The organism is Methanomassiliicoccaceae archaeon (genome assembly GCA_034928305.1).
In the GTDB taxonomy this organism is placed as follows: domain Archaea; phylum Thermoplasmatota; class Thermoplasmata; order Methanomassiliicoccales; family Methanomethylophilaceae; genus VadinCA11.
In genome coordinates this window covers 1-26452 of record JAYFOZ010000003.1, presented here as the reverse complement: position 1 = coordinate 26452, position 26452 = coordinate 1, and the positions used below count along the sequence as shown (strand labels likewise).

Sequence of the window (26452 nt, the reverse complement as noted above, 5' to 3'; positions counted from 1 at the left end):
GCCCACTGTAACAATACGGAAGTTTAAGTATGGTCTCCCCAGGTCCGCCGAATATTCCGAAAGTGAGCTGGATGTTCGGCCGTACCTCCAAATATTATATTGGTAATACCATCCAACCTGGGGCCGGAAATGGACTGCATCAAAAAGAAAGTGAAGGAGGAGGTCGAGAGGGGCCATACAGGTTCCGACCACGGATGCCCGTACCATCCCAGCCATTTCATCGGCCAGGACTGCACCTTCTGTTTCTGCCCGTTCTATCCGTGCGAGGACGAAAAGTTCGGGAAGTTCATAGAATCCAGGCGCGGCAGTGAAGTATGGGACTGTTCGGACTGTCTTTTCATCCATCGCAGGGAGGTCGCATGCTTCGTTCTGGACGAGATCAGACGTACCGGTTTCGAAGAATGTGGCGACGAGAGGATGGCCGAGATCTTTTCTGATGCGAAGAAGAAGTTCTGGCGCAGGGGAAGGGCGATCATGGTGTTGGGCGCGACATCCGACGCCGGCAAATCCGTGACAGTTGCCGCTTTATGCAGGATCCTTCATAGGAAAGGTTTCGTCACGGCGCCTTTCAAATCACAGAATATGAGCCTGAACTCAAAGGTTACGAGGACGGGTTCGGAGATTGCCATGATACAGGCGCTGCAGGCGCAGGCCGCGGGCCTGAAGAACACCGACTATCATATGAACCCGATACTCATGAAGCCGAAGGGCGATATGGTCTCGCAGGTCGTGGTCGAGGGGAAGCCCTTCGCAGATTATGATGTCTCTTCCTATTATTCGGAGTTCGTCCCGGGACCAGGCAGAGAGGCCGTGAAAAGAAATATCGATTTCCTTCTTGACAGATATGATATCGTGGTGATGGAGGGCGCGGGGTCCCCCGCCGAGATAAACATCTATGATTCAGACATAGCGAACATGCAGGCGGCGGTCATCGCGGACGCAGACTGCTTGCTGGTTGTGAACGCTGAGTGGGGCGGTGCGTTCGCATATGCGCTCGGAACCGTCGAGCTGATCCCTGAGAACGACAGGAAGCGGATCAAGGGGATAATAATCAACAATGTCAGGGGAGACACCGGAAAAATGAGGTCCGGGGCCGACGAGCTGGAGAAGATGCTGGCGATACCGGTGATAGGTATCGTTCCGCATGCCGATGTTAAGCTTCCGAGCGAGGACTCCGAGAGCTTCCGCAATTCACGTACCGTGGGCACAGGTTCGATGCGCATCGCGGTCGTCAAGTTCCCCCGGATATCCAACTTCACCGACCTGGATCCGCTTTTCCTCGAGGACACGACGGTGGTATTCGCCGATAGGCCCGAGGAGTTCGACGGCGCGGACGCGATCGTGCTTCCGGGGACCAAGAATACTATCTCGGACCTCAGATGGATGAAGGAAAACGGGATTGCGGCAAAGATACTCTCGATGAAAGGAAAGGTGCCGATCATCGGGCTCTGCGGCGGATATCAGATGATGGGCTCGCTGCTGTCGGACCCCAAGGGTATCGAGGACGGAAAACCGTCCGAAACCCAGGGGCTCGGGTTCTTCGATAACGTCACGTCATGGGAACGTTACGAGAAATGCGTGAGGCAGGAACGCGGAAAGATAATCGCCACCGGCGGCGAAGTGACCGGTTACCAGATACATATGGGCGGGACGGAAGTGAGGGAAAGGCCGCTGTTCTCCATCGAAGGTTTTTCCGGCAACACGGATGAAGGTTCGGTCCGCGAGGACGAGATGCTGTTCGGCACATATCTGCACGGGGCGTTCGACACCCAGGACTTCCGCGGATATTTCCTTTCGTTCGTCAAGGGCGGGAACACGGCTCCGGAAAGCGTCGACTACAACGATTACGTGGACTGGAACCTGGATAAGCTGGCGGACGTGTTCGAGGACGCATTGGATATGAACAAGATCATGGACATCATAGGGGCGGTACGGTGAAGGTCCTTTTCCTGGGCACATCATCGGGGGCCGGTAAGACCACGGTGTCGGCCATGTATTGCAGATACCTTTCCCGCAAAGGGGTCCGCGTCGCACCCTTCAAGGCTTCCAATCTGTCCTTAAATTCTTACGCCACGTCCGACGGAGGGGAGATAGGGATAGGTCAGGCCTTCCAGGCCATGGCCTCCGGGACGGCCCCCGTCACGGACATGAACCCGATATTGCTGAAGCCCAGCGGCAACGGCAGGATACAGGTCGTGCTCAACGGGATTCCCTATGCCGATATTACGGACGATAAGCCGCTGGACATAGGAATTGCGACAGCAGAGGCCTGCAAGGCCTATGACAGGCTCAGAGGGATGTTCGATGCGGTGGTATGCGAAGGCTCCGGATCCCCGGCGGAGATAAATCTCCGCGAGAGGGACATCGCCAACGTGGGCATGATGCGCGATAGGAACATACCATCGGTACTTGTAGGAGATATAGAAAGAGGGGGCGTGTTCGCAGCCCTTTACGGCACGTGGAAGCTGATCCCGGAGGGACAGCGCGGACTGCTGAAGGGATTCATCATCAACCGTTTCCGCGGCGACCCGACGATACTCGGGAGCGGCATAGCGAGCATCGAGGATGCCACGGGCATGAAGTGCCTCGGTATACTCCCTTATGCGGACCTCAGGTTCCCCGAAGAGGATTCCCTCTCGAATTCCGGCGGCAGGATGTCCGGAAAAGATACAAGTTCGGCGTACCTGGAGAACCTGGACTCACTTATATCCGAGGCGGAGCGTTGCGGCTTCGATTTCGAAGCACTAAACAAAATCGCCGAACAATGATCATCCGCCGGAAGCGACCTTGATCGCCTGGACGACCATACCGTCCTCGAGGGGCGTGTCGGAAGGGACGGGCGTCCCTTTCATCAGGAACAGGAACGCGTTCGGGAGCAGACCCATGGAACGAAAAGCTTCGCCCAGAGTGCCTTCGGCGGCGATTTCCGTATTTTTTCCGTACATCGAGATTACAACGCTCATGTCCACGTATCGGGGCGTTCGATTGATATCTTTTTTGATTGCCGTTTTTATAAAACGAATGCTATGCGACCGCGATGAGATCGATGGCTTTGATAATTTCACTCGCTGTGCCCTTCGCCGTACCGCTGACGGCCGGGGACGCCGCGGCCATTGCGCAGACAGTGCCGTCGATGGGTTTCGCATTGGAAGTCATAGACCTGTCCTCTTTGACGGTCTCCCAGATTTTAGACTATTATTCTCCGGTGTATCTTCCTGCGACGGTCCTCCTGATCTTTCTGTACTCATTGTACAAGCTGATCAGATACTCCAGATACAAGGACGAAGTAAAAGAGGAGGGGCGTAGGAAATGAGCACGCTGGACAATTTCTTTGCAGGCGAGATATACGTTCTCGACACGGAGACCACCGGCCTGAAAGGACATCCCCAGGACGTCATAGTCGACATTGCAGTATGCAGGGTGGACCTGGAAAAAGGCACCGTGGAACCGGTATATTCTTCAGTGGTAGGCTACGATACGTCCGAATGGAACGAATATCGTCGCAATGCATGGATATTCGAGAACACGGACATGACGCTCGACATGGTCGATTCGGCCCCTCCCATGCGGGAAGTGGTCGCCGACGTAAGGAAACTTCTGAGGGGGAAGAGGGTAACGTCTTACAATACGGAGTATGATATGGGCAAGTTCCTCTACCACGAACCGTGGAACATGAAGGACCTCTTCACAGAGTGCACGGATATTATGAAGGCCGCCACCCCCATATGTAAGGTGCCCAGCCAATATTACGGGAGGCAGTACCAGTATCCCAAGCTGGATCTTGCGTACGAAAAAATAGTGGAAGGGGACCCTGCCGGGATCGAGGGGGTTCAGGAGCACCGCGCGATGTCGGATGCCAAGGTCGCGTCGCACATACTGGTGCAGATGTTCCGCGATGGAACTTACTCGCCTTGATCCGGGGCGCTGTCTTCCCTCATGCTCTTTTCGACTTCCTTGTCGAGCTTATTGTTGAACCACGTTTCGGTGTAGATCGAAATGGAAGAGAACAGTCCGCTGCGCAACGCGGTCCTCAGGACGAACAACCAGACCAGTGCAAGGCCGATTATCGGAATATAATATTCCGCCGGGAACACCGCGGTCGATATGTATCTGATCATGAACCAATCGGTCGCCGGAACGAAGTAGACGCAGGAGAACAGCAGGAGGAGAAGAATGACCAATAGCGTCGGCTTGATGTCCTTTGTGACCTTTCTTTCGTTCACCGACAGGAATCTGTGTATCGGGTGCACGAGCAAAAGCTCCAATATTCCGGCCAGTATGATGAAGAACAGCATTGCATTGCGGGCGTTGATCTCGCGTATATCGTTCTCGAACATGCCGATCGTCGCGTCTGTTCCCGCCAGGTCCAGAGATTTTACCAGGTCGATGTACGGTACTCCGGCCGATTCGGCCATGGCGTGATAGTCGATGTTTATGAACGTCCCGGTCCCGAAGTAGAAAATTATGTAGATGACGATTCCGAACAATCCGATAAGGAATGCAGAAGGGATTGCGAAACGGATCACTTCCGGAAGGACCATATCTCCGTTGTCGTCCGGCTTGGCCCAGAGGGTCATCAGGAATGCCGATATGGAAACGGTGAGCAAAGCGTACATCGTGTTCTGTATCGGCAGCAGCGGCGAGTTGCCAAGCAACAGCAGCGTAAATACTATAAGAAATACCAGCGTGAAATTCCTGGTCAGATAGATCTTGAGAATATCCCGCATCCCGGTGACGGTCCTGCGGCCCTCCATGAGGGCCTTGGGCAGGGCCGCGAAATTATCTCTCATGAGTACCATGTCCGCCGCTCCGCGTGCGGCGCCGCTCCCGCTCTCCAATGCGATGCCGACCTGTGCAGCCTTAATGGCCTTGACATCGTTGACGCCGTCCCCGACCATCGCGACGTACCTGTTGTTCAGCTTGAGGGTGTCGATGATCACTTCCTTGTGATCGGGCCTCATACGTCCGAATATGTTGGTGGCCAGTATCGTATCCGTCTTCTCTTGGCCTTTTAGCGCGTCGAGCTCGTCACCGGAGATTATCCTTCTTTCTCCCGGTATCTCTGCGATGCTGAAAAGGGCGTTTACGGTTTCCGGATCGTCCCCGGATATCACCTTTATATCAATGCCGTTTTTCAGGAATACGTCCATGGTCTCTCTGCAGTCGGCACGTACCTCGTCTGCGATTGCCGCCACTCCTATAATTCTTAGGCCGTTCGGGATGACAGGCTCCTCTCCGTCGAAGAGTCTGCCGCTCCCCTCGCAGAGAACCACGTTCCTGAGCCCCTGCCTCGACATGGACGTGATGACCTCCTGTATGTCCATCTTGTCCTCTACATGGTCCTTCAGGGTGTTCCAGGCCCCCATGATCACGACATACTCCGTCCCGTCCTTCTGGGTCCGGACGGCGCTGTATTTCCTTTCGGAAGAGAACTGGATCTCTTCGATCAGGTTGCTCTCTTCAGAACCGAATTCGCTCTTCAATACCCCCACGGTACGGTTGTGGCTTCCTGTGGAGCCTACGAACAATCTGATGAGCTTCCTGGCGCGGTCCTCATCCATCCTCATGTCCATCTTTCTGAAGATAAGGCGGTTGGTGGTGATCGTTCCGGTCTTGTCCATGCACACGGTGTTCACATGGCTCATCGACTCGACGGAGTTGGACCTCTGCAGAAGCAATCCGGTGTCCGCCATGCGGATGGCGGCTATCATGTAAGTCAGAGTTATAAGCAAAAATAGGGCTATCGGAACGACGTCCAGAATTATGGTGGCCGTTTTAAGCAGCTCGTTCAGGGTCGTGTTGGCGCCCGTGATGAGCTTCAGAACGGTGTATATGATAAGTATCAATGCGGCAACGGAGATCAGCAGCTGCGTGACCGCGGTCGTCTCCATCTGCAGCGGAGTTTTCTTCTTTTTGTAGCTGCGGGCGCTGACGAGCATCTTCGATGCATATGTATCGGAGCCCAGGGCGGTGGTTCTGAAGTACGCCTCGCCCGTCACGCAGTAAGACCCGGAGAATATGGTGTCCCCCACGTGCTTCCTTATGGGGCTCGATTCTCCGCTCAATGCGGCCTCGTCCATCTCGAGAGAACGCATCTCGATCAGTTCGCCGTCGACCAGCGCCTGGTCGCCGGAGACCAGGTGGATGACGTCGTCCATAACAATTTCGGATTGGTCGATCTCTCTCTCCAAACCGTCCCTGATGACGATGACCTTCGGCCTCAGCAGCAGTGCGATCTTATCGAGCCTGCGTTTGGCCTTGATCTCCTGGAGAGTGGACACCAATATGTTCAGTGCGATTATGCCAGTGGCCGATATTGCACTGGTATATTCCTCGAGAAGATACAGTGCAACGCCCAGCAGCATCAGTATGAGGTTGAACCAGTTCAGGAAGTTCTCTATGAAAATATCCCTGTAACTGCGGCTTACGGAAGACTCGACGGTATTCACCAAGCCTGAAGCCCTTCGCTGATTAACCTCATCGGCGCTCAGGCCGCGGACTGCCATAAGACCTGAACCGAATCCGCTTATAAAATCATCTGTACAGCCGATTCTATTTCATCTCTGGGTATAGGGTCGAATTCGACAGTGTCGCCCAAAGATACGAAATCTATGACGCATGTTGTCGGCCTCTTGTAGAATCCTTCTGCTGCGTAAGCGTAAACGCTGAGCTGAAGCTTGTATGCTTCCAGGTTGTTTTTTGAAACATCCGTCTTGTAATCATGTACCACAGCGCGGTCCGGATAAAGTGCCAGCATATCGATGTAACCGCTCAGCGAGACGTTGATGCCGTTCAAAGGCAGCAGGCAGTGCGCCTCGACGAGTATCAGGTCTGCGCCGCTGACGGATGCCAGGACCTCCTTTATGGCGGGTATCTCCGGGACGCTTTCCTTCGGTTCGATGCCCTTTGCAAGCCCCTCGGCGATCGCATGAACTTTCTTTCCGTACTCCATGCCCTTTCCCGAAACCTCGTCGGCCCCCTCCTCGGGAGAAAGACCGTTGAAGACCATGATGTCATGGACACCGATGACCCGGCGACGCGATTGGAAGGGTGCCAGTTCTGGTTTTCGTATGACGCGTTCCTTTTTATCGGACACGGGGGCGGACAGATGTCCCAGCGCCTCCTCGTAACTGTCTCCCGACAACGTCGATATGAATTTGGACGGCCTGTCGCCGCATATCATCGTGATATACTGTTCAGCTCTCGAAATCGCCACGAACAGCGTGCGACGGTCCTCGCTGTAATCTTTGTCTGCGGACGCACGTACGAGCATCGTCTTCCATGAACGCCCTGTCCTAAGGTAGCCGTCGGCCGATACCAGTTCCTTGGTGCACCTGACGCCGTCCGTCTCGTTGAACGAGATGACAGAGGTATCGCCCCTGGTATTAGGGATGACACCTTTGTCCAGCTGCGGTATTATAACTATCGGATATTCAAGCCCCTTCGATTTGTGCATCGTCTGTATCAGAACCGCATCGGAGTTCAGGTCCGCGTCGATGCTGTACGTATTGTGTTCTGCGATATCGGTCTCGATTATCCTGATGAGGTCGGATATCGTCAGCAGAGAAGAACGGTGGGCGGAGGACAGCGTGGTTATTATCGCCTGCGTGACGTCGTTGTTCAGTCCGTAGTGCGAGAAGACGGAGGATATAAGGTCCGTGACCCTGCGTTTCTTCTTAAGCAGTTCCCTCCTGAATTCGGAGATCTCCGAAGGGGCATCGGCAAAGCGGCCCTCACTGTCGGGCCGTAAGATCCTTTTGATGTCATCGAGACTGTATTCCATGTCGGAAAGAATGCCCACGAGCCCCCACGGGTCCTGCCTGTTGTTTATGTATTTCAGCCATGCGAGCAGCAGCTTCCCCTCCCTGGTGGACATGATCTCCACGTCCCCCTGCAGGAAGGCTTCGACGCCTCTAGACTTCGCCTCTTCGTAGACGGCACGGCACATGCGACTGTTTTTGCATATCACGGCGATATCGCCGTACTTCGGCCTTCTGGTCTCTTCGCCGACGTGCACGGTGTATTCGCCGGTGACGTAATCTATGATCCTGGAAACAGTCTCCGCGGCCTGGTCGGATGACGGAGTCTTCACAAACCTCACGTGCGTGTCGCTGCCGATGGCTTCGTTACCGGACATAAGTTTGGTGACGGTCGCGGGATCGAGCGATACCTTTTCGTTATCGGAACCAGGGATACCCAGCACGGCAAAAGAAGTATCTATTATCTCTTGTGAACTGCGGTAGTTCCGGTCCAATGTGAGCCTCGTGACGGCCGGTATTCTGAATGGAATGCGCTCTATGTCGTCGTTGAGGTAAGAACGCATGCTTACGGCGCGCCTCTCAAAATCGATTATATTGTCGATGGAGACGAACCTGAATCCGTAGATGCCCTGTTTCCAGTCTCCAACCACACAGAGGTTGGGCTCCCTGAGGAGCATCAGTGCGATCATCATCTGGTTCTCGTTTGTGTCCTGGAATTCATCTATCATCACATATCTGGAGGACATGCGTTCCCTGACGCCCGCGTTGCTGTATAAGATTATGAATGCGAAGACCGAGGTAAGACCGTAGGTGAGCCTGTCGTCGGCGACCGAACGCCGTATGTATTCGTAATAGACGTCATGTATGAATTTCAGTATCCCGGATCTGTCTTCCTTGGCCGCAGATTCCAGGATCTCCGAAGGGATCTCCTCCTCCGCCGAAACCGGCGGGAACCCGGAAGAGATAAGCTCCCCCCCGCCGACGATCTTGGATATGCGCTTCAACAGCTTATTCCTGTCCTTGGAGTCTCCGTTCATCCTATACAGTGATGAAAGGACCTTTGCGGTATCTCCCAGAAGGTCCTTGCCGTCCCTTCCTCCGAACCATCCTCTGCTGAGAGGGACGATCCCCTTCGACATGAGTTTGCCGATAAGAGCGTACACGTCCGAAGGGATGGTGCTGGCCATCACGGCGATATCTCCGTATTCGCTGCCGCGCTCGGCGTTGAAGCGGTCAAAGAAGTCACTGAAATACTCTCTGTTGAGCGTTTCGTTGTCCACAAGCGCCGCGCTGCGGGTGAGTCGTTCGCCGAAACCCAGGAAGTCGCTGACAGACTCCGGTGATTCTTTGACGATCGAGTAGCAGAAAGAGTCGAATGTCCCGGCCTGTATCTGTCTTGTATCCTTCCCTAGGTCTCCCTCGGCAAGCCTCTCGCGGATACGCTCTTCCATTTCGGTGGCGGCGTTCTTGGTGAATGTGAGCAACAGGATGTCTCTCGTCTGAACGTCCGGCCTGCTAAGGATGTTCACATATCTGCTGACTATCGTGAAAGTCTTGCCTGTTCCGGGCCCTGCATCCACTACATAGAAGCCGTTCAGCCCCTCGGCGATGCTCTTCTGAGACTGGTTCGGTTCCTTAGACATCTTCTTCGCCCTCCTCTTCTGCGATAACAGGCTCGCGGGTGCAAACAGAAATGAAATTGCATCTGCTGCAATCCATGCGCGGTTCCGGGGCGAATCTGGACCTCATCTTTTTCGAAGCGGCTGCGTGATCATCCAACAGTTTCTCGAGGAATCTGCCCATGGAGTCGGATGGGATGCAGACCTCTCCTTCGCATGCCCAGTAGTCGGGCTCTGAAAATTTCTTTAATCTCTTCAAAGCGCCAACGACTTTTTTGATGTTTGTTTTGTTCGATGTCAATCTTAACGATGACAATATGGAATCGATAAGCACTCCGTCATTTTCCCAATTCTCTGGAGAAAGACCCGACGACAGTATCGGCGATATGAAAGAATCCCAGTTTTCATACATCTCGGCATAGGACGTTACGCCCTCGAAATCCTCCCTGGGAGGTGAATTCGGGTCTGCCAGCGCCTCCATCTTTGTTTCCTTCAGCAGACGCACGTCCACTTTATTGTCAAGCACGGAGGTTCCTTCTTTGACACGTCCGTCGGTGCCAAATATAAAGAAAAGGCGGAAAACCGGAGTTCCTCCCGTCCCGGCCTCTGGGATGAGCGCGAGATACATCATCGGCTGAGTTTCCATGTAGCCTTTGTTCTCCGGATCGAGACCTTTGACAACCTCGGTTTCCGAATTGTATTTCCCTGTCTTGTAATCGATCGAGCAGGGGCCGATCAGGAGGTCGAACTTGCCGTATATCGGATATTCGGAAGAGGTCATGTCCCTCTCGGCGTAACTGCTGCACATCTCAAGCCCTTCTGATTCCATAAGGCCGTTTGGATACTTGCGCGATGTGTTTTTCATATCCAAGGGGACAGGTTCCCGTCTCTGGACATCTATGAAGGCGATCAGGTTTCTCAGGGCAACGCGTATGCGGTCCATATCCACGTTCTCCATGAGGGGGCACGACAGGCCGGCGTAGGTTTCGCCTATACGCTCTGCATAATATTCAAGGCCTCTTTTTCTAACATGGTCGGGATAACAGACGTACATCTCGGCGAACTCATGCAGCAGGTTGCCGAAAGCGGTATGCTCGTTGTCCGGCGTTGTAACAAGATTTCCATAATAGAATGCACGGGGGCACTCGCAGTAGTTGTTGTATGACGATTTGGTAAACTTCCAACCACAGTCGGCGCCACAATCTACGGGTTCGGAGCCACTATAGGGGAAGATCTCGGGCTCTTCTTTGTACCACGACCCTTTCCTTACCTGGGCAATGTCCCCGAAACCGGTGATGGAGTGCACTTTGCCCTCAAGTTTGCAGATACCGTCGAACAGCGAGGTCGGACGGGCGGCCTTACCGTTCTTTGTGGTGTTCACGGCATAGATGCGGGATGTCCCCTGCTGAAGAAGGACTCTGAATTTCATTGCGTCCATCTCCGCCTCGGCCTCTTTATCGATATACTGCCTTCCGATTATCTTGTTGCCCCATTCCTCCCCCATTCCGAGGAACGCGACGAAAGGACGGTCGACGAACATGGAGCGGTGGCAGTCGGCCAACAGAACGCCCTTCTTTTCGCTGTCGGGTATCTGCTCATTGTGGTGGAGCTCGGATACGTTGTTCACGGCGTAGTTCATTTCTCCGATCAGCTGCGGAGTCACTTTCTTTTCTGTAAAATTCAGCTCTTCAAGCAGGATATGGACCTGGGGCCTGTGCCGTTCGCCCACCACCAGGTCGCAGACCTCAAGGAATGTCATTTTTTCCAGGTTCTTCATACATTCCGCAAGTTCCAGCGCCCTTCCTCCGATCTCCGGAAGCCTGGAAAGGAGCACGTTGTCATGCTTGGATTTTATGGTGCCCTTGTAAGCGGAGAAAAGCTCCCTCACATGTCTGACCCTGACAGTTCCGTATGATGCGCCCAGATTAAGGAATCGCAGATAGTCCCTTATCTGGGAAAGATCGCGGACGGCCATAGTATTCTTGAACGGTATTCCGCGCCTATACAAAGCGGCGCGGACGGCATCGGCGATACCGCTCTCCGTATCCATAACGATGGCTACGTCCGTGGCGCGTTCGGAGTCGATCAGGTCGATGATGTTCTCGGCGATCTGCCTGTCGTTGCCTATCTCGAATATTTCGCCGATCTCGAAATCCTCATCTTGAACGGCTATTTCGATTTCCTCGTGCTTTATCGGTATGAAATGTTTGTCGAGGTCGTCGAAGAATTCTATCCCGATCACGGCCGTCTTTTTTCCGGCGAACATGTTATCGGAAATTACGTACCCGTGCCTGCTGTTCTCATGGTATGTTTCGGGGACAAAGATGTCCATTGCCTTTTCTATCGTCGGAAGTACCCTGTAAGAATTGTAGATGTTGCGGGACAGGCGCGAGTACAGGTATTTTTCGACGTCCGATGTGTATTTCCTTATGTTTCTTATGTTTTCGATTTCGCCATGAACATACTTGAACCCGTAACCAGTCTCATCGGAAACGGTGGCAACGACGTCAAGGTCGCTCCTTAGCGGTTCGCCAAGTATCTGAATCGAAAGGTCGGCCGCCAGCTGCCTCGGCGTGTATGCAAAGCCTCCGACGGTAGGTCGGTCTATACGCGCATTTAGGGCGGTCGCGAGCGGAGCATCGTTCGTTATGACGATATCGTATTCCCTCACCTCTTCGTATATTTCATCGATGCTCTTGGACCTGTTCATCTGACCCCCATATCTGTCGGGAGATAGTAATTCTTTCCATACCAATGCTCAATGACCCTCAGCCGGGGAAAATCGGCGGAATTAATTACTGTCGTAGCAATGCGGGTTGCGTGTCGGAGTTATACGTTGTAGAAATCAACGGAGACGGCGAGAAAGGATATCCGGAGAACGTGGTGGCCGAGATAGGGATCTGCCGTGTCGATCCCGGATACAAGGATTTCGATACCGTCTACCACGATGTTGTCCTATTGGATCCGATGGACATCGGAAAGTCCTCGCTGGACTGGCTTTCTGCAACCTCAGGCATGGATGTCCGGGAGCTTTATCTCGGTTCTCCGGTCATGGATGTCGCAACGTATGTAAAAAAGATCTTCAACGGCAATGACGTTGCATGTTTCGATATCGGCGAGGTGTTCGGTAAATATCTGCTCTACGAACCTTGGGACCTTACACACGAGGTGTCGGTGATGCCTTCTGTTTCGCGCAGGATACCCAGGAACGCAATGTCTGAACCCGGAAAAACGCTTAACGAACGAATAAGATATGCTTATTCGGTAATTTGTCCCGGCGACCCCGCAGGTATAGGGGATGGAAGAAGAGCTCTGGATCTGGCACAGATGACCTCGCAGATGATCGTCGTGCTTCGCTCCCATGGTCTTTATTAAAACCGGAACATTTTGAAGACAGATCCAAAGTGGGCGTCCGCTAACTGTGCCAGATATGAAGATATGTAGAGCATGACAAGGATCGCCAATGCCAGGAGCAACAGTACTCTCGTGAAGGAACCGGCCACATCCCACCAATTTATGCACAGGTAAATGAGGGCGAACAGCACAGCTCCGAAGACGAGGAAGAACCATCCTTTTTCGCTCCGGTAGTCCAAATATATCCTTCCCAGGCCCTGAAGGCCGAATATGCCGGGTATTGCGGCAAGCAGTGTTGCTATCAATATGCTTTTGTCGCCCGCCTTTCGGTCATTGTCCTTCGATGACGAAGTTTCTTTTTTATCTGGCACATCATCGGTCCTAGGGACCGAACTGTAACATTTGGGGCACGTCACGCTCAGGGACGGAACTATCTCCCCGCATTCCGGACATTTTCTATCGGTCATCTATTTGCCCCCAATTTGAAGCCCGTACACACGGCGGAGGCGATCAGCTTTCCGTCGCCGTACACTTTGACCTCGTAGTCGGCTATCGAACGGGACTCGTTAACAAGGACGGCCTCGGCCGTCAGGACCCCTTCTCTGACGGGCCTGTAATAGTGGACGCTGCCGCATTGGCATATCGAATCGCAGCCGATGCTGCATGCAACTGCGAAAGTATGGTCTATCAATCCGAAGGTCGCGGCACCATGGAGGAACCCGAGGCTGTTGAGTTTCCGGCCATCGACCTGCATCTGCGCGACAGCCTTCTTTTTTGACACATAGATCAGGGTGATGCCCAACTCCATCGCGAATGGAGCCTTGGACATAGATTCTATCCTATCTATGTCATATCTGCAACTATCTTCGGTTATGGAAAGCAGTTTTTCACGGTCCATGGCGAAATATGTGCAGTACCGTATTTAACGGAAACTCAAAAAATGAACGGTCGGACCCAACACATTAAAGCGGTTCGAACAATGGGGGTTGCATGGCAGACAGGCTGACCGTCACACAGCTTAATACAAGGGTGCGTTCCATTTTGTCGGAATCACCCGCCGTTAAGGATGTCTGGGTCATTGGCGAGATATCGAACCTCAAGCTATACTCCAGCGGCCATTATTATTTCACGCTCAAGGACGAAGGCAGCGAAATACGTTCCGTCATGTTCAAAGGGTCCAGGGGGAGGATAGATTTCGAACCCCAGGACAATACGAAGATCATGGCCTTCGGACACGTCGACCTGTATGTCGCCAAAGGCAGCTACCAGTTCATCGTGGAGACGATGAACCGTGCGGGAATAGGCGACTTATTCCTAGAGTACGAGAAGCTCAGGAAGAAGCTGGAGAGCGAGGGTCTCTTCGATGTTTCCAGAAAAAGGAAGCTTCCAGTATATCCCAGGACAATAGGCGTCGTCACATCGGAGAGCGGAGCGGTGATCCATGATATAGTTACAACGTCCGGGAGGCTTTTTCCCGCAGACATCTTGCTTGCGCCCGCCCAGGTCCAGGGAGAAGGCGCAGCCGAATCCATCGTAAGGGGGATCGAGGCCCTCAACCGAGAAAAAGTGGACGTCATCATCGTGGGAAGAGGAGGCGGGTCCATCGAGGACCTCTGGGCCTTTAACGAGGAGAAGGTCGCTAGGGCGATCGCTTCTTCTAAAGCTCCGATCATTTCCGCAGTCGGTCACGAATCTGATTTTACGATAGCCGATTTCGTTGCCGATGTGAGGGCTCCGACGCCGACCGGGGCCGCAGAGATGGCGCTCCGCGACAAGCGAGAGGTCATCAAACAGGTGGACGGGTTCGGAATACGCGTGGGCAGGGCGCTTGACCACGTAGCGGTTAAAATGCGCTCGCGTGTCGATATGGCAGCGTCAAAATTGGAGATATCGCGCCAATACGAGAAACTCTCAATGCTGGAGATCCGCGTGGGACAGCTCTCGGACAGGGCCGATGCAGCCCTAAGGTCCTCTGTACAGGGCATGAGGTCCCGCTTCAACTCGGTGGAGTCCAAGATATCGCCGGCCGCCGCTTCGAGCAGAGTCTCATCGCTGTGCGAACGCCTTGCGTTCGTCTCGGGAAGGATGACGCTGGCCATCGACCGTCGCATCAAGGATGCCGCGTCGAAGCTCGATGCGATAGATCAGAGGTCGTCCGCCCTTAACCCGCGCAGTGTCCTGGAAAGGGGATACAGCTATGTGACGGACAAGGACGGTCATACTTTAACGTCAGCCAAGTCTCTTTCGCAGGGATCGATGATATCCATCGCGTTCCGCGACGGAGGGGCCGATGCGGAGGTCAGGAAGGTGAAGTACGATGAATGAAGATATTGGAAAAATGAACTTCGAGGAATGCATCACCGCACTCGAAGCGTTGGTTAAGGAACTGGAAAGCGGCACACTCGATCTTGACAAAAGTTTGGAGGTCTACGAACGTGCGACCGTGCTCAGGGACCGTTGCAAGAAGATACTCGAGGAAAGCGAACGCAGAGTGCAGAAGATAACGGAAACATCCGAAGGCGTCAAGAGGTCAGACCTTAAGATTGAGTGACCACAGTTTGAAACACTGCTTCTTCGCCCAGTCGCTTGTATCGGAGTACAGGTCTGTGCCGTGGAAGTAAACGTCGCTGAATGCCAGCCTCAGAGATCCGGAAAGCTCGCCTTCGCGCAGGTTCTTGCTGTTGAACGAGCCGAAAATATATTTCAGGCCGATGAGAAGGACCTCTACCGCGTCGTGTCCCCTGGCAAAATCTATCGGGTCACGATCTTCCGTCATCTCTTCCGTTACATGGCGAAGAAGCTCGTTCTTGCCGATACAGACGTTCATGGTCGAGCTGATGACCTCGTTCACAAGTTGTTTGATGTCGACCTGGAGCGTCCTGCGGTCTATGAATCTCTCGAAGTCGAGGTTCCTGAAAGATAGGCTCAGCTTGAGCCTGTCCGAGATGTACATCAAAAGGCCCACAGGATAGCACGCCGACACTACGGCGTCGAAAATCGGGCCGTATTTACTTTCGAAGTCCTCTAGGGCGAACGCATCGGCATATTCGCACAATATGTCGTCGAGGGCCGGGCTGCCGATCATCATCATCTCCAGGTCGCGCCGGTCGGTCTGAAAAATAGGAGGAGACCGTTTTTTGCCCACGATCCTGTCGAGGTCGGAATCGACTATGCCGACAATCGCTATCAGGCCGCGTCTGCTCCAACACTCGTCGACGGACTTCCGTACGTTGTCTTTGGAATGACCGACGACTATCTTCACATGATCCTTATCGCTGAACTTGCCGTAGAGCCTGCTGTCTGTTACCCCCTCGACAACGAGGACGGTATCCTCGACGGAAGACATCAGCATCGATATCTCATTCGCAATGTCTGCCGGCGTCAGTGTATCCCGCATTGTTAGCTTTCAGCTCCCTTGCCATATCCCATTTGTCATGGATTATCTGAGGCGAGTGGGTTGCTATGATGAACTGAAGGTCCCTAAGCTTCGCCAGATCAACGAGTATGTTCCCGAGCTTCTGCTGCCATTCCACATGCAAGGAGTTCTCGGGCTCGTCGAGGGCCACCAGGGAACTGTTTTCCGTCTGAAAAAGCAGGCGGTATATTATCACCATGATCTGCTTCTCTCCCGAGGACAACGAGATCAAAGGCAGTTCCTTACCGCTGTTGAGCCTTACGGTCAGGTTGTCTTTTTCGTTTATCTCGATGTTCTTTCCGATCAAAAGACCGTTGATGATATCCTTGAATACGACTATGGATTCTGCGAGCCGGTAGAATCTTCTGATATATTCGCTAAGACCGAAGGCCAGATTCTGATAATCCTGCCTCTTTCTGGATGTCAGGTCGTGGCGCTCGGGCGGGAAGCGAAGGCCGGAAGGCATCTCGGGCTCGAGTCCGGCCCCTTTCATGAAATCCAACTTGGCTTTGAGGTCTTTAAAGAGGAGCACGAAGTCTCCGTCCGACAGATTGAGGCGTTGAGAATCCGTAGGTAACAAAAGGTTGCCGTTCTCTTTTGCATATCTGATGCGGTCCTTTATCTCGGCCGCATACACCGAAATGGCGGGAACAACATGCCCGTCCTTCCTCCTGACCGACTGTCTCTCCGGCGGGATGTACGATACCCGGAACAATCTGTGCAGCTCTGCTTCTTCTATCGTCTGTTCGAGTTCGTTCTTTTGTATGAGGACGTTAATTTCGTTGCGGTTTTCGACGATAAGCGTCGTATCGCCGGAGAAATTAACATCCATCCTCTCGAAGGGCATGCGTGAAAGTACGTCGAACTCCCCTCTGAGCAGGGCGACGACCGATCTCATGACGGTCGATTTGCCGAACCCATTCGTCGAATAGATAAAGGTCACAGGCCCAGGGTTGAGACTGACGCTGCAGTCGCATTCGTCGAAGAGCCCGTAAACCGTTATCGTTCTGATCTTCATTATGTCCGCATGTCTGTAAGGATATTTTAAGTACCCGTCGTTGTCCCAAGGGACTATCTTTATTTCATTTGAACAACTCTGTGCCACGATGGAAGTCGAAAAAACATTCTTCGAGGTCAAAAAAGCAATCTCCGCCGGCAATATCGATGCCGCAGAGGCGATGCTGCTGTCCCTGGCATCTTCTTCCGGCGACCCGTTCGTTCGAATACAGTGCGCATCGACGCTCATGATAATCGGGAGAAATACATCATCCGAGAACGTTCTTGAAGAATTGAGCGAAAACCTTCCCGAGAGAACCGTGACGCTGTTCCAGGTGGCGCAGGCAATGAGGGGCCTCGGAAGAGCGGACCTGGCGGCCGGGATACTCGCTGACCTGGGGGAGGAAGACGCCGTCATGAGAGAGTACGCACTGGTGCTGAATATGTTGGGCCGTTACGGAGAATCTGTATCTGTCGTAGAAAAGATCTCGCGGCCGTTCATCTCGGACAGGGTACTCATGGCTGACGGGCTATCGTCCTCGGGCGAATCCCGAAAGGCACTGGAACTCACGGAATCCCTGTTGAATGATTTTCCCGAAAGCTATGATGTCAAGCGTTCACGCTGCACCGCCCTGATATTCGCAGGGATGGAGAAGGAAGCTGTCAAGTTTGCGCGTGTTCTGCTCAAGAACGATAAAAACTCTTCCGACGCTAATGCAATAGCAGCTTACGTCATGCATGCAGATGGAAAGAGCCAGTCCGCAGGTGCATTCGCATCCAAAGCTTTACGTTCCGATCCTTCCCACATCGGTGCGATGGAGATGTTGGCGCTCAGCCTTATGGATAAAGGCAAGCTCCGCGAGGCAAGCATTGTCGCCGGAGCTATGAACGAGAAGGAACCGGGGAATCCGGCGGCCGTGAGGATATTGAAAGAATGTGGCGGAAAACAGTGATCAGCGCCTGTATATGCGGTCCCGTATGCTGAATTCGCTGATCGTGCGGGCCCTTCTGCCTCTGTTCCTGACGACCTCCTTCCAGAAGCCGGGCATGAAGAACAGCAGTGCGGTGGCTATTTCAAGACGTCCGAGGAACATGATCAAGATCATGATTGTTTTAACTATAGGGTCCAGCGAATAAAGGGTATCGAACGGTCCGTATTCTCCTATCGAAGCTCCGGTGTTGCACACGGAGGTTACGGCGAGCCCGACCGAATCGATGGGCAGAATGCCCATCAGCATGAAAATCACGGATGCGATCACTATGGTCAAAGCGAACAGTGCCAGCGTTATAAAGGCATTTATGACCGAAGACTCCTCCACGCTGCTGCCGTCCAATTTCACATCGTATACGGCCATAGGGTGAAGGGTCTTGTAGATGCTGTTCTTGATGTACTTGCCGATTATGACAAAACGGTACATCTTGACACCTCCTGCGGTAGATCCGCTCATGCCCCCCGCGAAAGCCACGATCAGCAAAAGTATGGAGCAAAGCGGCACCGGCCATATGGCAGGGTCGGTGAAGTCCACCACGGCGAACCCGGTGGAGGTTCCCATGGAAACAACGGTGAACAGCGAATCTGCCATCGTTTCAGCCAGATGACCGAGTTCGATGTTCCTGCTGGCCTGTGTTAGAAGCATGGTTATGAGAATGCTCACTCCCACATACCAATAGATGGTCCATCTGAACTCCGTGTTCTTGAAATACGGTTTCAGGCGCCCCTTGTACAATCCCTTGAAGTGGATGTAGAAGTTCGTACCGCCCAGAAGCATGAACGCTACATCTATCATCTTGACCATGTAGTTGTAATCCGCTATGCTGTTGGCGCTGTTCATGAATCCCCCGGTCGATACTGTGGAGAGCGTCATGCATACGGAATCTATCACGCTCACCCCGAATAAATTAAGAAGTATGGCCTGGACGACCGTCAGCAGCACATAGATCAAAAGGAAGCTCTTGGCAGAGTCCTTCAGCCTTACGGAAAAGTTCTTTGTGCCCGAGCCGGACATCTCGTTGATGAAGAATCCTTTTCCGCCAATTCCCATTATTGGCAACATATAAAGGAATATCAGGATTACCGATACGCCTCCCATCCACTGGGTCATCGACCTCCACAGGAAAAGGCTCTGAGGGAAGGTCTCGAAATCCCTGACCATCGTATATCCGGTGGTTGTAATCCCGCTCATCGATTCGAAAAGCGAGTCGATAAGCGGCATCCCGTAAAGAATGAACGGAGTGGCGCCGACCAGCAGCATTATCAAAAACGCACCCCCGATCATCATTATTCCGGAAGTTGCCTGAAGGCCGTCATCTTCCTCCTTGAACATTATGAGCATCACAAGGCCGACAAGGACCATTATGAAAAGGGGCGTCAGGAATATCTCGTAGTCTTCCCCAAAATAGACGGCGGTAGCGAACGGGGCGATAAGCGAAATCCCCATAAGGAGCATTATGAGCCCGAGAGTATGCAGTACGGTGTTCCTCCAGCGGGCACCTTTGCTTATTTTCACCTCTCCTTCGATAAGCGACAATTATCACAGCCCCGGCATGTTCTTTCCCAGCAGCTTTTTCACAGCCGACATTTTGGACATGTATGCATAGATGAGCACTCTGTCGTTTTCCTTGAAATTAGTGTCGTATTTGGGATATAATATCCTCCCGTTTCGCAACACCGCGGCAAAACGGACTCCCTCGGGAATGTCCAGATCTCCGAAGAAATGGTTGAACAGAGGCGATTTCGCGTCTATTTTCACACTGAAGAAATACTCGCTTTCGTGTTTCATCTTGAGGATCGAGTCCTCGTCCGAAATGAGACCTTTTGTTATCTCGTTGGCGATGATCAGATGATATCCGATAATGGTCTCTATCCCGGTAAAGCGGAATATGTCCTTGTATTCCCTCGTAAGGTATCTCGATATGACTTTCCTGGTACCGAACTTGAGGGATGCCATGCACGCAAGCAGATTTTTTTCATCCGCATCGGTCACGCTGATCAGAACGTCGGCCCTTCCCACATTCTCCGTTTTCAGTATATGCGGATCGAGCGAATCCGAGTTGACGACAATGGCGTCCGTAAGAGTGCGGGCGGCCTCCCTGCAGAGGTCTGTGTTCTCTTCTATGATTTTAACGTATACTTTCTTGTTCATTTTGCTCAAGGCTTTGGCTACGTTCATTCCCACGACGCCCGCACCGAGTATGACGAATTCCAGGGCCTCCTCTTCGATACCTATCATCGCATTGAAGGCCTCCATGCCCCTCTCGCTGCCGATGACGGTTATGCGGTCTTCGGGACGGATTTCGGCTGTTTCAACATCGATGATCACGTCGTCGCCACGATATATGCAAACTATGTTGCACTCGTCCGGGATGTCCAGATTAAGTATGACATTCCCTACGATGCTTTGGGAACCGCTTACTCTGAAAGTTGCAATAGCCAGTCCCAGGGATTTGATCGTTTCGTAATCCACGACGTTCTCCAGCGTGGCCAGTTTGAATATCTTGTTCGAGCTGATGATCTCGGGGGAGATGATCATATCGACGCCAACGTCCCCCTCGCTCGTCGTCGTTATCATATAATCGGGGTTCTTGATCGTGGCTACCGTGCGCAGCGCCGGCCTGCATTTCTTCGATACGATGCAAACGAACAGGTTCAGGCCGTCCGACGGAAGCGTCGAGACTATAATGTCCGCATCGTGCTTCTCTATTGCCAGCTCTAGGATCTTAGGATTGGTGCCGTCCTCGTGGAGCACCGAAACATTCAGCATGTTCTTGACGGTGTCGGCCCTCAGAGCGTCCTTTTCGATCATCATAACATTGTGGACGGTCGATAGGGTCTCTGCGGAGGTGAATCCGACATTTCCCGCGCCGATAATGATAATGTTCATCTGAGCTCCTGTACTGAGATATATGGTCCCATTATATCGATTGTGCTTCAAAGTCTTAGCTGGAACTCAAGTCCTGCACGTCTTCAATCCCAGTTAGGGTAAAAATGCTTTTCGTATTTGCCCAGGGTCGCAGAGCCGCCGGTCCGATTGCTTTCGTTAACGTGTCTATCGAGATGCAGCCTCGTTGAAAATCTTCCGCCACCCGACAACGGCTTTGGTCAAGATCCTAGGTAAAAGCCCAAGGTTTCGAAGTCTTATCTTGCCCTCGCAACCTCATTTCAGGGCTCTGCCGCATCCGTAGCGCCCCCTGACTCTGGGGCGACCGATTCCATTTCGTTCTGTGGATGTTGAAAGATGCGATCAAGTCAATTCGATCGACGCACTTTTGCAGTATCAAGGGTCCGTTAATCCTATAGATCGATAAAAGCACGTCCGATATGCCGTTTCGGATGAAGGGCCGTTCACCATATGCCAAAAGTTTTGAACGGACCGCACAGTAAAAAAAGACGTGCAGCGCCGCAATTCAGCAGAAACCACATCGTTCAATATAAATCACGGGACTATGATTCGGGCGCCATGTGGAAGCACGTAAGCGAGGATTTCTGGAAGGAGAACCGCGCGTCGAAGGTCGGAGATGTCACGGATGCGGTTAGCAGCATCATCGATGAAGTTCGCACAGGCGGAGATGTAGCGCTGTTCGAGCTTACCAAGAAATTCGACAAACAGGACCTCAAACGGCTGGAGGTAACACGCGAAGAGATCGAGGATGCATACGATTCGATCGATCAGGAACTCGTCGAAGAACTGGAGAACGCTGCATACAACATCGAGCGCTTCCATGAGATGCAGGTCCCTCCGGACATGTGGCTGAGAGAGGTCGAGCCGGGAATAACATTGGGAGTGAAGAGCACCCCCCTCGAAAGGATCGGATGCTACGTTCCAGGAGGCCGCGCATCATATCCCAGCACCGCGCTGATGTGCATAATTCCGGCCAGGGTCGCAGGTGTCGGCGAGATAATATGCTGCACCCCTGCGCCCGTCAACCCTGCGACTCTTGTCGCCATGGACATCGCCGGAGCCGACGAGATATACAAGATAGGGGGAGCTCAGGCCGTGGCGGCAATGGCCATGGGCACCGAGAGCGTACCCAAGGTCCAGAAAATCGTCGGTCCGGGAAACGTGTACGTGACCGCAGCGAAGATGATGCTCCGCAACGAGGTCGAGATAGATTTCCCCGCAGGGCCCAGCGAGATCGGGGTGCTGGCGGATTCCAGCGCAGTATGCGACTATATCGCGGCAGACCTAATAGCACAGGCCGAGCACGACCCATCGTCCGCCAGTCTGCTCATAACGGACGATCCGGACATGCCGGACATCGTCTGGGAAGCGATGGAGCGCATGATGGAGGGCCAGCCCAGAAAGAATATAATACTCAAGGCGCTCGAGAACTCAGGTTACATCGTCGCCGGAGATATGGGTTCGGCCATCGACATAATGAACAGGATCGCCCCCGAGCATCTTTCGATACAGACATCCGATCCCATGGCCGTTCTTTCCAAGGTCAGGAATGCAGGCTCGATATTCGTCGGCCCATATACGCCTGTGGCTGCCGGAGACTACGCTTCAGGGACCAACCACGTCCTGCCTACGGCGGGAAACTCCTCCACCGCGTCCGGCCTGAACGTGGCACACTTCCGCAAGACATCCACCGTGCAGATGCTGACCCGTGAAGGGCTGGAGTCGCTTGCGCCGACGATCGAAATGCTATCCACATCGGAAGGACTGCACGCGCACTGCGATTCAGTGAAGGTCCGCTTCGACGATGTGGAGTGAGATGATGGACCATATAGATCTTTACGATCCGAATCTGTATATCAACAGGGAGCTTTCGTGGCTCGAGTTCAACAGGAGCTGCCTGGACGAGGCGAACGACAAGGACGTCCCGCTGCTCGAGCGCCTGAAGTTCCTGGCCATCTGCTATGGGAACCTGGACGAGTTCTTCATGATCCGTGTCCCGGGGATAATCAACGGCATAGTTGCAGGCGCACCGATACTGGACGCGCCCGACATAGAGCACGATACCGCCCGCCTGCTGTCAAAGATCAATTCCAAGGTGGCGGAGCTGTTGAACGGATACAATGCCTGTTGGCACGAACTGAGGTCCGAACTCTCAAGAACAGGTATAAGGATCCTGTCCATCGACGATCTTTCGGACGAGCAGACGGAGGCCGTCGATTTGTTCTACAACGACCGCATTCATCCGCTCCTCACACCTCTGGCACTTGACGTTTCACATCCCTTCCCGTTCATTTCCAACAACTCGCTGAGCTTAGCGGTCAAGATGGAAGGGCCCAAGGGCCAGGGCATGTATGCGAGGATCAAGGTCCCCCTGGGACCGTTCAATCGCTTTGTGCGCATTCCGTCCGAATCATCAGGCTTCGACTATATTCTGCTGGAGGACATCGTGCGTCACAACGTGCACAAGCTGTTCCCCGGTTTCGAGATAAACGGCGTCTACGCGTTCAGGGTGACCAGGAACGCCGACACGAAGGTCACCATCGACGAGGCATGCGACCTCATGTCGGCGGTCGAGGAATCCATCGAAGGCAGAGGCACCGGTTTCCCTGTAAGGATGGTGACCGAGTCGAGCATGCCTCAGGACATGGTCGATCTTTTCGGCAAGAACCTGAATCTGAACGCGCAGCAGATACACAGCTCCAATTCCCCACTGATGCTGAACAGCCTATGGGAACTGTACGATCTCAACATTCCAAGTTTGAAGGAGAAGGAGTTCAAGCCGCACTGCCCTCCGGAGCTTGCCGAGGGGTCGTCGATATTCGATGCGGTCGCCAAGAGGGACTGGGTGCTTTACCATCCGTACGAATCTTTCGGGATCATAGTCAGGTTCCTTCAGGAGGCCGCCCATGACCCGGCAGTGCAGAGCATCAAGGTGTGCCTGTACAGGATAGGCAAGGACCCGTCGATAATCCAGGCGCTGAGGGATGCGAGAGAGAGGGGCAAGACCGTCTCCGTCCTTATGGAGATCAGGGCCAAGTTCGACGAGACCAACAATATCCAGCTTGCAAAAAGCATGGAACAGCTGGGGATACATGTGGTCTTCGGCCCGATAGAACTGAAGGTCCATTCGAAGCTTCTTCAGGTGGTGCGCCTGGAGGGGGGGCATCTCGTAAGATATACCCACATGAGCTCCGGCAACTACAATGTAAGCACGGCCAAGCAGTATGCCGACATATCGTTCCTGACGGTCAATGAGGACATCGGAGAGGACGTCGGAGAATTGTTCAATTCGCTGACGGGCTATTTCGGCCCGAAGGAATACAAACATCTGCTGGTGTCGCCTCTGAACCTCAAATCTTCGCTTATAGATAAGATAAGCCGCGAGATCAAGCGCAAGGAGGAGACCGGCAGCGGGTACATCGTGCTGAAGGCCAACGGCCTGATCGATGCGGACATCATAGCCAGCCTCTACAGCGCATCGATAGCGGGCGTGAAGATCGAGCTCAACATACGCGGCCTATGCTGCCTGCGCCCCGGAATACCGGGCGTTTCGGAGAACATACGGGTCGTAAGGGTGATCGACAGGTTCCTGGAGCACGCAAGAATATACTATTTCGAGAACGGAGGGGACCCCGAGATGTACATGGGCTCTTCGGACATAATGCCGAGGAATCTTTTGGCAAGGGTCGAGACATTGTTCCCGGTCCTCGACAAGGATATGCTGATATCCGTAAGGGACAACATCCTGCATGTCCATCTTTCCGACAACGTCAAGGCGAGAGAGCTTACCGCCGACGGTACGTATGTGCCGGTGGTCAGGAAGAAAAAGGACCCGTTGATCAGGTCGCAGAAGTGGCTGATAGACCACAGAGGGTGCTGGCATGGTTGACAGCAGGACCGTCGGCTTCATAGACGTGGGGACAAATTCCATACACGTGCTGGTGACCCAGTTCTTCACCGACTCGGTGGGCACCCCGATATTCGACGACAAGGAGTCCGTCAGGCTCGGCCAGAACCTGTTCGCGGAAGGCTACATAGACCAGGACACGATCGAAAGGACGAAACTGGTGATAGGGCGGTTCGTCAAGATAGCCAAGGACATGGGCGCGGAGGAGATATTCGCGTTCGCGACATGCGCCGCCCGCGAGGCGTACAACAGGAACGAACTGCTGGAAGCGGCTTCGGAATCGGGCGTGGACCTGAGGATAATTTCGGGCATCGAGGAGGCCAGGCTCGTAGGGCTCGGGGTCTTCGGGCCTTACGGGCCTCCGGACAGGTGCGTGGATATAGACCTCGGCGGAGGAAGCACCGAGATCAATCTTTCCAAAGGCAGCGAAATGTTGTTCTTGGACAGCCTCATGGCAGGCTCGGTCCGTTTCTCGTATGGGCTGGGGATAGATCAAAGCGGCGTCGTCTCCAAAGCCGACTACGATAAGATACTCCGTGCGGTGGACAAAGTTGCCATCAACACGGCCAACAGGCTCCGGGAGATAGGATTCGACCGGGCGGTGGGGTCGTCGGGGACCATGATAAACCTGGCCGAGATGTGCGCCGCCCGCAGAGACGGCGACTACTCGTACATGACGCGCAAAGAACTTTCGGAGCTTATGGCAGAACTGTGCGCGATGGACGAGGTCCAGCGCCGCAACGTCCCCAGGATGAACCCGGGAAGGTCGGATATAATCATCGGCGGCGGAGCGATCGCCGAGGGGCTGATGTATCTTTTCGAGATCGACAAGATATTCATAAGCGAACGCGGGCTGAGAGAGGGGATGCAGTTCGACTACCTTCTGGGAAAGGGCAGGAAGGAGTTCAATCTGAGGCGATCCTCCGTGATGACCCTTGCAAGGCGTTGCGGGTTCAACGAGAAGCACGCCTCACAGGTCAACATGCTCACGATGCAGCTCTTCGACAACATGAAGGACATGGGCCTGCACTCCATGAACGGAGAAGTCAGGGAACTGCTCGGATATGCGGCGATTCTGCACGATATCGGCGAGTTCATCAGCTATAATAAGCACAACAATCACTCCTATACCATAATTTCTAACTCGAACATGCCCGGTTTCTCGTCGACCGAACTGGAGGATATGGCGCTCATGGCCAAGTTCCACCACAAACGCTTCCCGGGCGCAGGCTACAAGCTTCTGAAGGGGATGCCCAAGCAGCAGGTGAAGAACATCCGCTATTGCGCATTGATGCTGCGTATGGCCGATGTTCTGGACAGGCACAGGTCCTCTCCAGTCGACAGCATGCGCGTGCTCGCGGTCGGCGGCAATGTGCTGATCGATCTGAAGTCCAAGGAGGATCTGAGCATGGAGGTTTGGAAGCTCGAAGAGCTCTCCGAGCCGTTCATGGATGTTTTCGGACGCGAGCTGAGGATCTGCGCCTCCGGATGGGGAGACGTAA

21 protein-coding genes are annotated in these 26452 nt (G+C 53.5%); 11 read left to right on the top strand and 10 right to left on the bottom strand.

The window, feature by feature from the left end:
• The first annotated feature begins 129 nt into the window (after positions 1–129).
• Both VB016_05330 and VB016_05325 read left to right on the top strand, forming a co-directional pair.
• Positions 130–1938 (top strand): cobyric acid synthase, encoded by a 1809-nt coding sequence (locus VB016_05330; GenBank protein MEA4977951.1) that lies wholly within the window; start codon positions 130–132, stop codon positions 1936–1938.
• Positions 1935–2768: a cobyric acid synthase gene (locus VB016_05325; GenBank protein ID MEA4977950.1), complete on the top strand. Its 834-nt coding sequence runs from the start codon at positions 1935–1937 to the stop codon at positions 2766–2768. The genes VB016_05330 and VB016_05325 overlap by 4 nt, the downstream gene beginning before the upstream one ends.
• Here the strand turns inward: VB016_05325 and VB016_05320 are convergent, their stop codons facing one another.
• Entirely contained in the window at positions 2769–2963 is a 195-nt protein-coding gene (locus tag VB016_05320) for a hypothetical protein (GenBank protein ID MEA4977949.1), read from the bottom strand.
• 74 nt (positions 2964–3037) lie between these two features.
• Here VB016_05320 and VB016_05315 point away from each other — a divergent pair, with 74 nt between their 5' ends.
• Together VB016_05315 and VB016_05310 are read left to right on the top strand one after the other, a co-directional pair.
• A complete protein-coding gene (locus VB016_05315) occupies positions 3038–3313 on the top strand; it encodes a hypothetical protein (GenBank protein MEA4977948.1) in 276 nt (91 codons plus the stop codon).
• Positions 3310–3915, top strand: a complete 606-nt coding sequence (locus VB016_05310; protein ID MEA4977947.1) for a 3'-5' exonuclease — start codon at positions 3310–3312, stop codon at positions 3913–3915. Before VB016_05315 ends, VB016_05310 begins: the two co-directional genes overlap by 4 nt.
• Here the strand turns inward: VB016_05310 and VB016_05305 are convergent.
• Genes VB016_05305 through VB016_05295 form a run of 3 tightly spaced genes read right to left on the bottom strand, consistent with a single transcriptional unit; the run spans position 3903 to position 12089 of the window.
• On the bottom strand, positions 3903–6506 hold the full coding sequence (locus tag VB016_05305) for an HAD-IC family P-type ATPase (GenBank protein MEA4977946.1): 2604 nt from the start codon (positions 6504–6506) through the stop codon (positions 3903–3905). The two genes, VB016_05310 and VB016_05305, sit on opposite strands and share 13 nt — an antisense overlap.
• A 20-nt stretch (positions 6507–6526) precedes the next feature.
• Entirely contained in the window at positions 6527–9403 is a 2877-nt protein-coding gene (locus tag VB016_05300) for a UvrD-helicase domain-containing protein (GenBank protein MEA4977945.1), read from the bottom strand.
• The gene (locus VB016_05295) at positions 9396–12089 is read right to left on the bottom strand and encodes a PD-(D/E)XK nuclease family protein (protein MEA4977944.1); all 2694 of its coding nucleotides are present in this window, start codon (positions 12087–12089) and stop codon (positions 9396–9398) included. The genes VB016_05300 and VB016_05295 overlap by 8 nt, the downstream gene beginning before the upstream one ends.
• A 110-nt stretch (positions 12090–12199) precedes the next feature.
• On the opposite strand from VB016_05295, the gene VB016_05290 reads away from it, so the two are divergent.
• Entirely contained in the window at positions 12200–12754 is a 555-nt protein-coding gene (locus VB016_05290) for a hypothetical protein (protein ID MEA4977943.1), read from the top strand.
• Here the strand turns inward: VB016_05290 and VB016_05285 are convergent.
• Positions 12751–13200 carry a hypothetical protein gene (locus VB016_05285; protein MEA4977942.1) on the bottom strand — a complete coding sequence of 150 codons (450 nt, stop codon included), beginning with the start codon at positions 13198–13200 and terminating at the stop codon, positions 12751–12753. The genes VB016_05290 and VB016_05285 overlap by 4 nt on opposite strands.
• Complete coding sequence (locus VB016_05280; protein MEA4977941.1) at positions 13197–13631, bottom strand: PaaI family thioesterase; 435 nt, start codon at positions 13629–13631, stop codon at positions 13197–13199. The genes VB016_05285 and VB016_05280 overlap by 4 nt, the downstream gene beginning before the upstream one ends.
• A gap of 92 nt (positions 13632–13723) precedes the next feature.
• On the opposite strand from VB016_05280, the gene xseA reads away from it, so the two are divergent.
• The gene (xseA, locus tag VB016_05275) at positions 13724–15058 is read left to right on the top strand and encodes an exodeoxyribonuclease VII large subunit (GenBank protein MEA4977940.1); all 1335 of its coding nucleotides are present in this window, start codon (positions 13724–13726) and stop codon (positions 15056–15058) included.
• On the top strand, positions 15051–15284 hold the full coding sequence (locus VB016_05270; protein MEA4977939.1) for an exodeoxyribonuclease VII small subunit: 234 nt from the start codon (positions 15051–15053) through the stop codon (positions 15282–15284). The genes xseA and VB016_05270 overlap by 8 nt, the downstream gene beginning before the upstream one ends.
• On the opposite strand, the gene VB016_05265 is transcribed toward VB016_05270, so the two are convergent.
• Positions 15264–16130 carry a DUF4435 domain-containing protein gene (locus tag VB016_05265; GenBank protein ID MEA4977938.1) on the bottom strand — a complete coding sequence of 289 codons (867 nt, stop codon included), beginning with the start codon at positions 16128–16130 and terminating at the stop codon, positions 15264–15266. The two genes, VB016_05270 and VB016_05265, sit on opposite strands and share 21 nt — an antisense overlap.
• Positions 16093–17166, bottom strand: a complete 1074-nt coding sequence (locus tag VB016_05260; protein ID MEA4977937.1) for an ATP-binding protein — start codon at positions 17164–17166, stop codon at positions 16093–16095. Before VB016_05260 ends, VB016_05265 begins: the two co-directional genes overlap by 38 nt.
• A gap of 88 nt (positions 17167–17254) precedes the next feature.
• On the opposite strand from VB016_05260, the gene VB016_05255 reads away from it, so the two are divergent.
• Entirely contained in the window at positions 17255–18097 is an 843-nt protein-coding gene (locus VB016_05255) for a hypothetical protein (GenBank protein ID MEA4977936.1), read from the top strand.
• Here the strand turns inward: VB016_05255 and VB016_05250 are convergent, their stop codons facing one another.
• Positions 18098–19672: a TrkH family potassium uptake protein gene (locus VB016_05250; GenBank protein MEA4977935.1), complete on the bottom strand. Its 1575-nt coding sequence runs from the start codon at positions 19670–19672 to the stop codon at positions 18098–18100.
• Between the two features lie 3 nt (positions 19673–19675).
• On the bottom strand, positions 19676–21025 hold the full coding sequence (locus VB016_05245) for an NAD-binding protein (GenBank protein ID MEA4977934.1): 1350 nt from the start codon (positions 21023–21025) through the stop codon (positions 19676–19678).
• 576 nt (positions 21026–21601) lie between these two features.
• Between VB016_05245 and hisD the strand changes: the two genes are divergently transcribed.
• From hisD to VB016_05230, 3 genes are all read left to right on the top strand, one after another.
• Positions 21602–22858, top strand: coding sequence for a histidinol dehydrogenase (gene hisD, locus VB016_05240; protein ID MEA4977933.1), 1257 nt, complete (start codon positions 21602–21604; stop codon positions 22856–22858).
• A 4-nt stretch (positions 22859–22862) separates the two neighbouring features.
• Entirely contained in the window at positions 22863–24932 is a 2070-nt protein-coding gene (gene ppk1 / locus VB016_05235; protein MEA4977932.1) for a polyphosphate kinase 1, read from the top strand.
• Positions 24925–26452 (top strand): Ppx/GppA phosphatase family protein (locus tag VB016_05230; GenBank protein ID MEA4977931.1); only part of this gene is annotated, 1528 nt, incomplete at its 3' end. The genes ppk1 and VB016_05230, both read left to right, overlap by 8 nt.